Annotated in this window: 15 protein-coding genes and 2 pseudogenes; 10 read left to right on the forward strand and 7 right to left on the reverse strand. The window is 62.3% G+C overall.

Going from position 1 to position 13441, the window contains the following annotated elements; translation table 11 throughout:
* Window positions 1-331 precede the first annotated feature (331 nt).
* The 8 genes from J2X36_RS26285 to J2X36_RS26320 all read left to right on the forward strand — a co-directional run bounded on the left by J2X36_RS26285 (window position 332) and on the right by J2X36_RS26320 (window position 5788).
* Window positions 332-1228, forward strand: a complete 897-nt coding sequence (locus J2X36_RS26285; RefSeq protein ID WP_310355135.1) for an ADP-ribosylglycohydrolase family protein — start codon at window positions 332-334, stop codon at window positions 1226-1228.
* A gap of 577 nt (window positions 1229-1805) precedes the next feature.
* Window positions 1806-2150, forward strand: a complete 345-nt coding sequence (locus J2X36_RS26290) for a hypothetical protein (protein ID WP_310355107.1) — start codon at window positions 1806-1808, stop codon at window positions 2148-2150.
* 181 nt (window positions 2151-2331) lie between these two features.
* Window positions 2332-3435, forward strand: coding sequence for an AraC family transcriptional regulator (locus tag J2X36_RS26295; RefSeq protein WP_405029867.1), 1104 nt, complete (start codon window positions 2332-2334; stop codon window positions 3433-3435).
* Window positions 3436-3476: 41 nt separating this feature from the next.
* Window positions 3477-3842: a PRC-barrel domain containing protein gene (locus J2X36_RS26300; RefSeq protein WP_310355111.1), complete on the forward strand. Its 366-nt coding sequence runs from the start codon at window positions 3477-3479 to the stop codon at window positions 3840-3842.
* 104 nt (window positions 3843-3946) lie between these two features.
* Window positions 3947-4180, forward strand: a complete 234-nt coding sequence (locus J2X36_RS26305; RefSeq protein ID WP_310355113.1) for a hypothetical protein — start codon at window positions 3947-3949, stop codon at window positions 4178-4180.
* A 238-nt stretch (window positions 4181-4418) separates the two neighbouring features.
* Window positions 4419-4634 (forward strand): hypothetical protein, encoded by a 216-nt coding sequence (locus J2X36_RS26310; protein ID WP_310355115.1) that lies wholly within the window; start codon window positions 4419-4421, stop codon window positions 4632-4634.
* A 39-nt stretch (window positions 4635-4673) separates the two neighbouring features.
* Complete coding sequence (locus tag J2X36_RS26315) at window positions 4674-5252, forward strand: DUF1003 domain-containing protein (protein ID WP_310355117.1); 579 nt, start codon at window positions 4674-4676, stop codon at window positions 5250-5252.
* A 167-nt stretch (window positions 5253-5419) separates the two neighbouring features.
* Window positions 5420-5788 carry a PRC-barrel domain-containing protein gene (locus tag J2X36_RS26320; protein WP_310355119.1) on the forward strand — a complete coding sequence of 123 codons (369 nt, stop codon included), beginning with the start codon at window positions 5420-5422 and terminating at the stop codon, window positions 5786-5788.
* 200 nt (window positions 5789-5988) lie between these two features.
* Here the strand turns inward: J2X36_RS26320 and J2X36_RS26325 are convergent.
* From J2X36_RS26325 to J2X36_RS26350, 6 genes and pseudogenes are all read right to left on the reverse strand, one after another.
* Window positions 5989-6171: pseudogene (locus tag J2X36_RS26325) on the reverse strand (helix-turn-helix domain-containing protein); the annotation flags it as partial.
* A 209-nt stretch (window positions 6172-6380) separates the two neighbouring features.
* Window positions 6381-6578, reverse strand: a complete 198-nt coding sequence (locus J2X36_RS26330) for a hypothetical protein (protein WP_310355122.1) — start codon at window positions 6576-6578, stop codon at window positions 6381-6383.
* 206 nt (window positions 6579-6784) lie between these two features.
* Window positions 6785-7027 carry a DUF6894 family protein gene (locus tag J2X36_RS26335; RefSeq protein ID WP_310355124.1) on the reverse strand — a complete coding sequence of 81 codons (243 nt, stop codon included), beginning with the start codon at window positions 7025-7027 and terminating at the stop codon, window positions 6785-6787.
* A gap of 136 nt (window positions 7028-7163) precedes the next feature.
* A complete protein-coding gene (locus J2X36_RS26340) occupies window positions 7164-7871 on the reverse strand; it encodes a Crp/Fnr family transcriptional regulator (protein ID WP_310355125.1) in 708 nt (235 codons plus the stop codon).
* Between the two features lie 177 nt (window positions 7872-8048).
* Window positions 8049-8435: a hypothetical protein gene (locus J2X36_RS26345; RefSeq protein WP_310355127.1), complete on the reverse strand. Its 387-nt coding sequence runs from the start codon at window positions 8433-8435 to the stop codon at window positions 8049-8051.
* Between the two features lie 9 nt (window positions 8436-8444).
* On the reverse strand, window positions 8445-8708 hold the full coding sequence (locus J2X36_RS26350; RefSeq protein WP_310355129.1) for a hypothetical protein: 264 nt from the start codon (window positions 8706-8708) through the stop codon (window positions 8445-8447).
* A 2259-nt stretch (window positions 8709-10967) separates the two neighbouring features.
* On the opposite strand from J2X36_RS26350, the gene J2X36_RS26355 reads away from it, so the two are divergent.
* Window positions 10968-11786, forward strand: coding sequence for an IS5 family transposase (locus tag J2X36_RS26355; RefSeq protein ID WP_310355131.1), 819 nt, complete (start codon window positions 10968-10970; stop codon window positions 11784-11786).
* A 282-nt stretch (window positions 11787-12068) separates the two neighbouring features.
* Here J2X36_RS26355 and J2X36_RS26360 read toward each other — a convergent pair whose 3' ends face one another.
* The gene (locus tag J2X36_RS26360) at window positions 12069-12347 is read right to left on the reverse strand and encodes a DUF6522 family protein (RefSeq protein WP_310355133.1); all 279 of its coding nucleotides are present in this window, start codon (window positions 12345-12347) and stop codon (window positions 12069-12071) included.
* Between the two features lie 74 nt (window positions 12348-12421).
* On the opposite strand from J2X36_RS26360, the pseudogene J2X36_RS26365 reads away from it, so the two are divergent.
* Window positions 12422-13123, forward strand: a pseudogene (locus tag J2X36_RS26365) (methyl-accepting chemotaxis protein); the annotation flags it as partial.
* Window positions 13124-13441 lie beyond the last annotated feature (318 nt).

Below are 13441 nucleotides of genomic sequence, written 5' to 3' on the forward strand. Positions count from 1 at the left end.
AGCGCGTCAGGGATGTGCGGTGCTTTCCGTCGTGCCATCGGGGACCTCCTTCGGGTCCACTATGGCCGCCCAACACGAAATTCCTGACAGTCCCGCCCTGTGCCCCTGCCCCTCCTCTGCCTCCCGCTCCCCCGTCCCCGCTGGAGGGATGTCAAGCCAGCTGCCCTACTCTTCCCCTGGATCGTCCCGCCTACGACAGCTAACTCCAACCAGCCACCACGCAACTGCACGACGGCCTCAGTGAACCTCAGCAGCTTGGCCGGCTTCATCCTGCTGGCCTCTTTGCCTCGAGGAGTCCACCCTGACCCAAACCACCCTCACCTCGCCCCCCATCCTTGATCGCGCCCGCGGTGCCCTCCTCGGCCTCGCAGTGGGCGACGCGCTCGGCAGCACGCTGGAGTTCGTCGAGCGCGACACTCAACCGCCGCATTCCGAAATGATGGGCGGCGGCCCCTTCGACCTCGCATCCGGCCAGTGGACCGACGACACCAGCATGACGTTGGCGCTCGCCAACAGCCTCATCAGCTGCCAGGGCTTCGACCCGCACGACCTTGCCACCCGCTTCGTCCATTGGTGGCAACAAGGGCAATATTCCTGCACTGGCACATGTTTCGACATCGGTCTGACCACCCGGGAGGCGCTCGCCCGCTTCATCAGCACCGGTGAGCCCTACGCCGGCTCCACTCACCCGCGCACTGCCGGCAACGGCAGCCTCATGCGCCTCGCGCCCGTCGCGCTCTTCGCCCTTCATGACGCCGATCAGGCTGACCAACTCGCGCGCGATCAGAGCCGCATCACCCATGCCGCTCCACAAGTTGTCGATGCCTGCGCGTACTTCGTGCAGCTCCTGCGCGAAGCCATCCTCGGCCATCCCGGCGTTCTCCGTCCCCGCACCTGGTCCGGCGACCCTGCCATCGCGGCGATCGCTGCCGGCTCCTGGTGCCAGAAGTCGCGCGACCAAATCCGTTCATCCGGCTACATCATCCACACGCTCGAAGCCGCACTATGGGCCGTCGGCACCACCTCCAACTTCGAGGACGCGCTCATCCTGGCCGTGAACCTCGGCAGCGATGCTGACACGGTCGGTGCCGTTACCGGCCAACTCGCCGGCGCCGTAGAGGGCGCCGCCGCCATTCCCGAGCGCTGGCTTCATCCCCTCGCTTGGCGCAGCGAGATTTCTGAGGCGGCGGAGCGGCTTCTCAACGACTCTCAAAGAGGCAGCGGCTGACCCCTCGTGAACGTTTGGAACGTCCGCTTCCCGGAAGTTCGATGCGGTCTGGCTGAACGACTAGAATTGGCCGAAGGCGGAACGGCGGCTTTCGGGCGAGCCACTGAGCTAAGCGGCCATCTCTATTCTGCCCGCTTCGTTCCTGGCCAACCCTCGTGAGCGACGGTCCAACAGGGTCTGAAACGTCAACGCGTCCGCCGTTCCAGAATGCCGGACGACGTATGCGGAACGAGGTACGTCGGCGCGTGGCATGGTCCACTTGGGCAAGCCCTATCGGAACGGCTGAAGCTTGAGGTAGGCCTGAAACAGCGCCCGCTAGAACCGGCAGGGATCAACCCGGGTGACGATCCGCTTCGTGCTGCGGCAGATCCGGCAGCGCCCCACCTGGCGCGTGAACTGTCCCGGATCAGTCAGAGTGTTCTCTGACAACCGCTTGGTAGCGCCCTGTTCGATCAAGCAGGGCACGCAAAAACTGCAAGAATAAGAGGACCCCGTTCTTTTCTCAGCCGGCCAGTCATTCATCCGGGGTCGGTCCAGCACCTTCGAGGTTCAAGCGCCTGCGCGGCGCCGGCAGGACATGAGCGACATCGACAACCCCTTCACCAACGAGCAGCTCACCGAACTGGCGCTGATGCAGGCGGAGAACACGGCGCAGACCGGAAAGGCGCTTGCCGCGACGGCACATCAGGCCATCGCCGGATTGGTGATGAACGCGCTTCTGCTGCACGAGCTGGAGCGTCTCGGCCTCGTGGACCACGACGCCGTGATGACGGAGGCGGTTCAGCGTGCCCGGTCCATCCAACCGCCGGAGGTGGGCGCCAGCGTCGCCCAGGTCATCAAGACCATCTTCGACGGGGAGCCGCCCGCCGCGCACGCGGATCTCACTGTCATCAACGGTGGCCCAAGGGACGCAGAGCACTGACGCCGCAGCCCGAGTGCCTCGTCCGAGCGCGAGGGCCATCAGCTCGCCAGCCGCGAGACATCACACTGTATTTTTGCAGACAAAGTGAAGGTCGGCCGCGCGCAAAGAATGAATTCTCCTGCCCCATTTGATCAAGCACGGGTTGCTGCGTAGGATCATCTTTCGGGGGAAGGACGTTTGTATGCCCTCCTCTGCCGGACTACGCACGAACGGCAGCCCGAACGGGGCGGCCGCGGACGGAAGGTCTGACGGGGCTGAGAAGGCGCCCTCTGTCGGCTTCATCCATCCCGATGTCGTGCGGGCGATCCGCGCCGTCCTGGTGGAACTCGGTGCCGACCTTGACGGCCTCATCGCTGAGGCGGGCCTCGATCCCCGCCTTTCCGACGCCAGCAGCAAGCCCGTTCCGTTCACGGCAATCGGACGCCTGATCGCTCTGGCCGCCGACCGCTCGCGCTGCCCCTATCTCGGACTGCTGGTCGGGCAGCGAACCACCCTGGCTTCGTTCGGCCTCCTCGGCGTGTTGCTGCGCAACTGCGCCTCGGTGGGTGACGCCCTGCGGGCCCTGGAAGCTCATGCCTGCGTGCGAGACCGTGGGGCCGTGATCGGCCTCGGTGTCCACGCCGACATCGCCGTCCTCAGCTATGCCCCGCATGAGCCCGAGGTAGAGGGCGCTGTCCTGCATCTGGAGCGGGCACTCGCCACGGTGACCAACATTCTGCGCGGGCTGTGCGGGCCTCACTGGGCGCCGCTGGAGGTGCTGCTGCCGCGCTCGGCGCCACGCGACACGGAACCATACACCGGCTTCTTCAAGGGACCTGTCCGCTTCGATCAGGAAACGGCCGCCCTGGTGCTCCCGGCCGCGCTCTTGGAGCAGCCGATTGCGGGGGCGGATCCGGCGCTGCGCCAAAGGGTGGAGGATCACATCTGCCACCTCGAGGCGGATCAGACCTCCACGCTGACGGACAAGCTTCGCGAGTACCTCCAGACCGCCGTGACCCGGCACCGCTGCAAGGCCGAGCGTGTGGCGCGCCTGAGGCTGGTGAACCGCCGCACGATGAGCCGCCGCCTGAGGGCCGAGGGCAAGAGCTTCAGGCAGCTGGCCAACGAGGCGCAGTTCCGCGTGGCCAAGCAACTGCTCGCCGACACCATCATGAGCTTGGCGCAGATCTCCGACTGCCTCGACTTCTCCGAGCCCGCTGCGTTCACGCATGCCTTCCGCCGCTGGTCGGGCATGACGCCCAGCGCCTGGCGGCAGGCGAACCAGCCGGAGACGACGCGCCACTGATACCAAGCCGATCATCGCCCCTGCGGGAGGAGGACCAGCGGATGCAGCGGCACGTTCGTGCCTGGGCCTGCGCCCTCGTGATGCTCGCCGGAGAGACGAGCGCGCAGGAGGTCCGCACGCCTCTCCTGGACCGGGCGGATGCGCGCATGCAGATCGGCGCCGCCTCGCTGGTGCCGACGCTCCGCGGCCGCTGGCTCTATGCTGATCACAAGCTCGTCGTCGGCCGCGTGCAGGATGTGCGGGTCTCGGCCGACGGCACCACGCTCGTAGCCGTGGTGGCCCGCAGGCGCTGGCTCGGAGGCGGGGAGATCGGCATCCCAGTCCCTCTCCTGCGGCAGGCGGACAACGAACTGACCGTCAGCGGCACCCGCGAGACCATTGAGGCGATTCCGACCCTCAAGCCGTAAGAGAAGAGATTTACTCCCCATCGTGGAAGCATCGGATGCGCGACGCTTGTCTTCATCTGTACGGACAAGCTTTCGCCTCAGTAGGATTGTTGCATGGCACAGCCATGACCGAGACGCCTGCCTTCGAGATCCGGATCACGACCAGCGAGACTGGCAGCATCCTGCGTGCACCGACCGAGCGGGAGGTGGCCACGAAGGCAGAGACCCTGATCCGCCGGGTTCATGCACGCGGCGAGCTGGTCGGCTTCAGCATCCTGGGACCAAGCGCGGCCGGCATTGGACGGCTCAAGGCCTACCTCGAGGATATGCTGATCGAGGTTGCACAACTGAGCATCTAAGCGCGTTCGCCCGTCGAGGCGATGCTGCTGCACCTCGCAGCTAAGCGGGAAGACGCTCCATAACGGCCAGTCAGCGAACCGCTTCACGGCTTAGGTCTGCTTGAGCGCATACCCAAGCCGAACGAACGCGGGCGCGGCTCTGCGGGCAAAAAAGGTACCCGGCTTGCCGTCCTGATACTCGCCATGGCTCTATGCGGAAGCCTTGGGATGCTCAGGTGAGAGCCAAGCAGGAGCGGACATGCAGTTCACAGTCGAGTTTTTCAGGATCAGGCAAGGTGATGACGCCCACGCCGTGCTAGACCGTATTTCTCAGGATCTCGCGACGTTGGAGGACGCGAAAGTGAGGGCCCAATCCCTGTTCGAGACCTTGGACATGCCTCAGACGCCAGATGGCGTGCGGATCTTGGACGAGGCTGGCACCGAGGTCTTCATCTGGAAGCCGGGCGACCATTGATGCTGCCCTGAGAAGGCCGCAAGCGCCGTGCCCTCTGATATGGATGACGAGGTCGCCCGGCTCGCCCGGCAGCTGCAGGAGAGCGGCCTCTCCTGCCTGTCTGCGCGAGAGCAGAAGGTCATCTTGCACATCGCCAAGCGCCTGCATGTGGCTCAGGACGTCAATGCGGCCGTTGCGGAGCAGCAGACGTTCGGCGAGCGCTTGGCGGACCGGGTAGCACAGCTTGGAGGCTCATGGGCCTTCATCATGGTGTTCACAGGCATGCTCCTCGCATGGGTCGTCGTGAACACCGTGGTGCTGGCGCGCGCCGGCGGCGGGTTCGATCCCTACCCCTACATCTTCCTCAACCTGATCCTGTCGATGGTCGCCGCCCTGCAGGCGCCCGTGATCCTCATGTCCCAGAACCGGCAAGCCGCCCGGGACCGTGTGGCTGCCAGCCTGGACTATGAAATCAACCTGAAGGCAGAGGTTGAGATCATGTCGCTGCATGACAAGCTGGATCGCATTCGCCTTGAGCACCTCGAAGGCATGCTGTCCGAGCAGACGCAGAAAATCGAGGAATTGCATAAGCTGATGCGAGCGATCTCAGGAGATCGCGCAGCCCGCGGCGCACCGTGAAACACCTGTCCCCGTGATGCGCCTTATGCGACATCCACGCGGCCTCGTGGATGCGAGATGGGGCATCATTTGAGCTTGCCGCCTGCCGCGACGAGGCACAGCCTCGCCGAACGTGAGGGCATGTCTTTCGTGGCTGCCGCTGAACCGGAAGCTGGAGGAACCGAGCTATGGCTGAGACGGCCACGTCATCGGCTCCGAGCCACCCTCTCATCGAGAGCGACCACATCGAGGGGACCGCTGTTTTCGATGCAGACGGAAAACGGGTCGGGACCATCAAGCGCCTCGTGATCGAGAAGATCAGCGGCCAAGTCGTCTATGCCGTCACCTCGTTCGGTGGCTTCCTGGGCGCGGGTTCCGAGACCCATACGGTTCCCTGGGAACAGCTGCATTACGACCCCAAGCTCCACGGCTACCACGCGACCATCACGGCGGAGCATCTGCGCCAAGCACCTGAGTTCTCGCGTAGTGACGAGGCATTGCTGTCTGGGCACGAGAGGCAGCAACTCAGCGACTTCTATGCGGAACCCATGCCCTAAGGATCGCCTCGTGCTCTGTCCCACAATACCGCTCACGCGAGGCGGCGGGCTTCATAACGCTCATTCCACGAGGCTCTTCGCAGGTTGGCTTTATGTAGCGTCCCCAAGGCCACTCAGACCAGACGTCACGAGTTGCACGAGCAGCGGTGCGATCTCATCGAGATCGACGCAGTAGTCCGGATGGTCATCCTGGAGAGCATGGACCGGGGATCCGTTGGCCCCGTCTTCCGGTCAGTCACCGAGGACCGCTTCTTCCACTTCGCGACGGTCTTCGGGTTGACGCCGTAACGGGCCGCCAGCGCCCTCAGGCTCGCTTGACTATGCTGTATCGCTCGACGGACTGCCGCTGTCGTCGTGGCGCTCCCGTGCTGAACCTGGCCCATAGCGCGTCCTTCCACTCTCGTGAGAAAACTGCACCATCAAACCCTGGGATCAAACATCTAGGTGCCCCCTCGCTCCCGCACGTAGTGTCCCCGATCGCGTCATGTGAGACCGCCTCTCGCGCGCGTGCGTGCTGATCCCATATGACCGCTCACCGTCGTTCAAGGATCCGGCTTGAACCCGACAGGGAGCAGCGTTCCGTAATCCGTGGTCAGCGCCGCGAGCCTGCCTCGGTTCTCCAGAGCCTTGACATGGTGATGACGTGCTTGGGGCGCATGGCATTGGCCATGGTGGTCGCCGCAGCGGCCTCTAGGATCGAAGCCGCGTAGGCGAATTCGCGGGCACACGCCTCATCAAGCACGATCCCTTTGATCCAAGTCTCCGCCAACGCTTGCACCTGCTCGCGCATCGTCTGTTCTTCTTGGTAGAGGGACGTTGCTACTACCCGGCAGGTTCCCGCTGGGCGTTGGGGGCGAAACGAGGTGGAAGTGCTTGCGGTCGCCTGTGACCGCTTCCATCAGCCCATCGATCGCATCCACAATCTCACTCACGGCCTTGTAGACGGGCGAGTGGATCGGAGATCATTGAAGGACGCGAGCGACCTCAACTAGCCAATCAGGCTGCACCTAGCCAGGTGGTCGACAAGCTGACAGTCGCTGTGAGCACGACCTCATCGCTCGCATCGCGCACCGTCGCACCAAGGCGGCTGTGCATGTGTTCGAGCGGACGTTCCCTCGCCACGTCGCAGAGCAGCCTCAGCGCGTACTCTCTCACCGCGTCCGGACCCACACACTCCTGCCCGCGGGTGTCGCGCGACGAGAACTTGCTGTTTTGAAGGTCGAAGAAGTAGCGTGCCATGTCGCTCTCCGCAGGTCATCGGCGGGAGCATACGCATCTCTCAGCGGCTGATTGCCAGGGCTCGGATCAGCGGTGAGCCACCTTAGGCCCTGCTCAGCCACATAGCCACCCACTTCGTCGGAGCAGGATGTCATCCTCAAGCCTCTCGGCTTCGGCGCAGAAGGTGCAGGTAGTTCGGATTGAAGTGGGCGAAAGCCTGCAGACGGGCAACATCCGGAACCGTGAGCACGCCCTTGGCCAGAACGATCAAACCGTCCGTGCGCAGCTGCTGCAGGGTGCGGTTCATATGAACGGCGGAGATTCCCAGCGCGTCAGCCAGTTCGTTTTGCGTCAGCGGAAGAGGAAAGCTGTTTGGTGCCGCAAGTCCGACAGCCTGGAGGCGCACCAGCAGTTCGCAGAAGAGGTGGGCTGTCTGCGCTTCTGAGGAGCGCTGGCCCATGCCGGTGAGCCATTCCCGCAGGATGCCCTCATCGACCAGCGTCGCCCACCACAAGGCGCGGGTGATGCGGGGATGGTTCAGGGTCAGATCGGCGATGCTCTCGCTTGAGATCGCCACCATCGTGCAAGGGCTCAGGGTGCAGATGCTGTGATCCATGAAGCCGAGGATGGCGACGTGCAGATCGCAGAAATCGCCCGGGATCAGGAAGGCCAGGATCTGGCGCTTGCCGTCCGGCAGGACCTTGTAGCGGGAGGCCAGTCCGCTCATGACGAGGTGGACCACCTCCGGCCGCTCGCCTTCACGAATGAGGTCCTGCCGTGCCTCGACCTCCCGTGTTCGAGCGCACAATATTTCCAGCGTACCTCTGTCCGCATCGGAGAGAACGGCACCGCGTTCGAGTTTCATGATCAGCGGATTTGACGCTGGCCAAAGTGGTGGTGAGCCGTGGGCGAACTCGGACATCCAGCAGCTAGATAGTCAAACGAAGCGAGGGTCAAATCGCCAGTCGGGCGCTCATGTGAGCCTGCAGAGCCCAGCCGCGCCTCTTGTCCAATGTTGAAGGCACGCCGCGCCTCATCAAGGTCATGCAGTTCGTCCGACGTCAAACCAGACACTCTCCAGGACATTGGAGCGCCAGTCTGCACGGGTTGGGGCCAACTGGACGATGTGCATGATGGCTTCATCGAGCGCATCGAGCCCACCAGTCGCATAGATGTCCTCCCCGAGCCGGTGCAACCCTGCCCAATGAGCTGTATCGACCGAGTTGACGAAATGGCAGCTGAAGTCCGGACCTAGTTTCGTTCTCCCGGGCTCCTTCCAGGTGGTGAGGATCCCGCCGGCGCTCACAGCACTGAAGATGGAACCCGCGGCTTCGCCATCTGCGATGGTGTTCAGCAACGCGTCGGTTGCGTCTTCAGCTAAGGCTGCCCGAGCGCGTCGCAGGACTGCGTGTTCCAAGTTGCCCGCCATGTTCGATCCTTATGCGAGCTGATGAGCAAGCTCTTCATCCTGGCGCGAGCGCGTTGCTGCATCGAGACCGCGTGCCGAGCACCATGCGGCGAAGGCACGCTGGCGCGCCTCGTAAGCTGAGCGCAGAGCGCTGCCCGGCTCACCCTGCCCGCTTTGTTTGTTATCGTGGAAGTACGGGTTGCCACTGTAAAGGCCCCGAACTTCGCGCGCCCAAGCTCCATCTGCATCAGCAAACTGCTCTTCGATCAGAGCAAGACGGTCCAAACGCGCCAAGGTCGAACTCCTTCGGGAGGGGCTCGCCACTCAAGAACTCCCCAGTGACACCAGATGTTACAGTGGCAAGAGGGCCATGTGTTATTCGAGCGATGGTAATTCATAGTTATATCTTCGTGGCGCCTTGAGCTTGGCCGACTTCTCGGCCCGGTACACTCTGTTCCAGCCACAATACGCGTTCGTGCACGCAGGTCTTTGCCTACCAGCGTAAGTCCATACCCACGATGAAGTATGTTGCGCCGAGGCCAGCCAACAAGGTCGCGACAAAAGTTTTGTTGAGGCGGTCATCAAGCCACGACGTTAAGTAACCGTTTGTCATTGACGTCACCAATGGGCGGAAATATCTGCTGAATGATATGCAGTGCGGAGCGTAGATCCTCCGTCTCACGCTGATAGATTAGTTGAGTTCGTGGCCGCGAGGGGCATACATCCTGCGCAACTCTTCCGGCGAAATAGTCTGATCACCGACCTGGATCCAAGGCAGCCGCTCGTCTGATCGCGGAACGTTCATGGCATAACGAAATGCATCGCTGAAATGGGGCCAATCCTCTGTGCCCTGAGCCACGTCTACTGACTTCACTGTGAATGATGCGGCGTCGGGGATAAGTCCCTCAGGAAGCCAAATTAGAATTGCAGGGGCTTCCTGATCAAGTTCGCTGCTCATAGCTCATTCCCATCCGTGAGTTATTTAGAATTAATACTTGGGATTTTTTGGACTGAAAATAATCTGCACTTGACGAAAATATCTGATCATCGATTATATATGAAACCAATTATTATAAGAACGACATTCGAAAGTTGCCCCGAAATTTGGAACGACACACCGAGATACCGTGGGCCCAACCGTTTCCCGAGGGACAGTGTCCTTCGATGCTTTGAGATTTACTGGGCTCGGGCTTTGAGCCAACTCGTCGCCAGAGTAGACGGGCGCTACTCCATGCTGGTGCTCCTCAAGTGAGTTGGTCAGCCCATCTCGGCCTTCAAGGTCACCACGAGGCGCGACCTCTGCAGCATTCGCGGGCGTGTCACTGCCTTGCGCGAGCACGATCGGAGGAGCCAAGCTTAGCATGAGACTGGTCAAAACAGGAACGATCGTGGCGCGCATGGCGTCCTCCAGCTGTCCTTGAGCAGGCCTATCCTCACAATACGTTGATAATCCGGCTTGTTATGCGAAGAAATAATTTACTTGGACATCATATCGTGTGTCTTGGAAATAAATTCAAGGACCAGATAAAATAATAGTAATTGTATCATTTGTTATTATTTTGGTGCGGACCGACCTCAGCTTCACATGAATGCAACCGTAACGATCGGTTCGCGACGATGTTGCACGCCAAGAGGATCAAGCCTCATGATAAAGGTGCCCAGCATCGGCGCCGCATTTGGGAACGATGTTCAATGCACCATGGTTGGCACGCTTCTTAGCTGGGCTCCCGCCGACGCGGGCAGAACAATCTGCTCGTGCTTCAAAGGCCAACGCCGCCTACCTTGGGCGCTCACGAAATTGCGTTCAGCACCCCAGAATAGCTAATTTTATAGGAACAAAAATGAAGATGTAGATCTTAGTTCGGTGCTGATCGGAGAATTTAGCTGTGAAGTATTTTCTTATAACCTTTGCATTTTTCGGAATTCTGTCTGCTGCGCTTGCCCAAGCCCCGATTGGGGGCCCCCAGGGTGCGGCACAATCGCCGAACATGGCCCCGAGGCACGAAACCGTTCCGGATCGTGTCAGGGCGCGCGATCCTAGCCCTTCAGGCACTATGAACGTGCGCAGCCAGTTGGCCGATCCGCCTGAGGCTAAAGCTTCCGGGCCAACCCTTCGCGTAAGGCGGCGCGACGAAACACAGCGGCCAGCGCAGTGAAGGTGACCGCTGGCATGCGCAATAGCCGTCCGCTACTCGACGGCAGCCGGATCGACCAACTCATGGATCTTAAAACGCAGCCTCTGGCAAAGGGTGCTCCGAGCCGAACCACCGAAGCTGTTCGAGCGGTCAGGCTAACTTCGTGGGGCAGCGGGCGCGCCCGCCAGTTTGCAGCTTGCCTGGGAGGCGATCTCCTAGAAACAGTTTTGGCGGCGAGCCTATGCTTATTCCGAACCGTAAGCTGGGGTGTTCTGCAGGCGAGATGAGTGATGGATCACGAGCTTGAACGCTTTGACGTCAGACCCCGTTTCAGAAGGGGTTGGCCAGCTTGGCGGTTGAGTGAGCGGCAGGCGTCGCGGGCGTTGAGAGAGTGTCTGACGCTCACCCAGGAACCCCGATGTGGACGCCCGCCGCCCGCGCCGAGCTTTCGCGCGAGAGCCTGCCTTACGCAACCTGCCTGAGAGATGCCGAATGGGGCATCGTTGCGCCGCTCCTGCCGACCCCCGCCTCGACCGGCCGCCCATGGCGTTGGCCGCTGCGTTCCATCCTCGACGGCATCCTGTACGTGCTGCGCACCGGCTGCGCTTGGCGACATCTGCCGCTGGACTTTCCGCCCTGGTCCACGGTGCATCGTTGGTTCCTGCGGCTGTCACAGGAAGGCCTGTTCGAGCGCCTTGCCCATGCTCTCACGATAGCGGACCGCGAGCGGGTTGGGCGCGAAGCCAGCCCGACCGGCGCCATCCTCGATGCGCAGGCCGCGCGCTCGGGCGGCGTCGGTGTTGCGGGCGAGCGAGGCTACGATCCAGCCAAGCGCGTGGTGGGGAGCAAGCGCCACGCCCTGACCGACACCGACGGCCGCCTCCTCGTGGCCGCCGTCTCGCCCGCCAACCGGCACGACAGCCACGGCGGCATCGCACTGCTGCGCGCCTCGCGCGGGGTCTGGCCGTTCCTGGCCCACTGCTTTGCTGACCGCGCCTATCAGGGCGAGCGCCTCGCTTCGGCTACCGCCATCACCGTCGAGATCGTTCAGCCTGAGGAAGGTCAGAAGGGCTTTGCCGTTCAGCCCAGGCGTTGGGTGATCGAGCGGACCTTCGGCTGGATCAGTCGCCGCCGAAGGCTCGCCCGTGACCATGAGGCCACCGCCTCCTCAGCCCTCGCCTTCTTCATCTTCGCCGCCGCCATGATCCTCGTCAGGCGGCTGGCACGTGCCTTATGAAACGGGGTCTCAGAGCGGAAGACGGTGCCGTTCGCGTGATCATCGCTTGGCAGACCTTCGCACGAACCGGTGGTCTTAGCGGGTCGCACATCCTGAAAGATCAGCGTCGGTACTCTCTGCTCAACGGCACGGGCGTTAAACATCTCGGAAATGAAGTCTTCCAGGAGACAGGCAGCGGAGCAATCCTCCACCGGATCAAAAAATGACGACTGATCCGCTGGTGCATTCAGAAAGCGATAATGACGCCGCAATCCTCGCATTCGCAGCCAGATGAGACCTTCGTCAGTGCAAGGATGCATCCTTCAACCAGGGTGCTTCCGGGAACATGATCTCCTCTACGAGGAACCCGGCGCCGTCGAACGTGCCCTGCCACGCTGCCCTGCCAGCTCGAATGGTGATCCTGGACCCGCCCGCATCCTCGCCGCTGACTGCCTCCAGAAATCCTTTGAGAAGGCCAAGTTTGACCTGATGCTGAAGGTAGCTGGCTGAGTTACCGAATTTTACGGCGAGTTCGTCGAAATCGACGATCCAATCGCCCTGCTCATCTAATTCGAAGTGCATTGAAAAACCCTCCATCAGCTCGGCCGCAGATGCAGGGCTGAGAATGGCTCTATCATATCCGTGAGAAGATGTATGCTGTGGCCGGAGCCGCGCATCAGACAGCCGGCAACGTCAATGCCGTGGCGGCAGCCGCTGAGGAACTCGGTGCCACCGTCCAAGAGATCGGCCGCCAAGTGGAGCAGGCGACTGGGATGTCGGCTGCTGCCGTGCAGGCGGCGTCGCGCACCGAGCAAACGATGGCCGCTCTCCCCCAGACGGCGACCCGGATTGGAGACGTCGTCGGTCTGGTTTCGGCCATCGCGGGTCAGACCAACCTCCTCGCGCTCAACGCTACGATCGAGGCGGCGCGCGCGGGAGAGGCTGGGCGAGGGTTTGCAGTCGTTGCAGCCGAGGTGAAGGAGTTGGCGAGCCAAACGGCACGCGCGACCGATGAGATCGGCCAGCAAGTGACCGCCATCCAGGCAGCGACCAGCGGCGCCTCGCAGGCGATCCAGGACATCGCTCTGCAGATCCAGGCCATGAGTGGCGTGACCACGAACATTGCGGCCGCGATCGAGGAACAAGGGGTGACCACGCAGGAGATCGTGCGCAGCATGTCTCAGGCCTCGGCAGGTACCGCTGAGGTGACGACCAACATCGCCGAGGTCGCGCAGGAGGCGGAGGGCGCGGGACAGGCCGCTCGAGCCGTTGCATCTGCCGCCGACGGCCTCGCTGGCCAGTCCAGTGCGTTGCGTTCTGAGATGAAGCAGTTTCTCGCGAGCGTGCGTGCGGCGTAGGGCAGACGCAATCCTGACAGCAAGGGTGAGATCTGCAACGGCGAGCTCGGTGGAGATCTCACTTTGTTTTTACACTCGAGCGGACGCTGGACACCTGAAACAGCATGCTCTGCTCCTGGCGCGTAGCTGAGCAAAAAGCGTGCGAACTCCTGGCGCAACTCAGACTTATAAGCTGAGCTGGTGCAGAGTCCGCTTCGGAGAAGGCGCCGGAGTCCTCTGAACGGGGGACTGTCAGGAATTTCGTGTTGGGCGGCCATAGTGGACCCGAAGGAGGTCCCCGATGGCACGACGGAAAGCACCGCACATCCCTGACGCGCT

Origin of the sequence: Methylobacterium sp. BE186 (assembly GCF_031457035.1) — a bacterium.
Classification (GTDB): Bacteria; Pseudomonadota; Alphaproteobacteria; order Rhizobiales; family Beijerinckiaceae; genus Methylobacterium; species Methylobacterium segetis.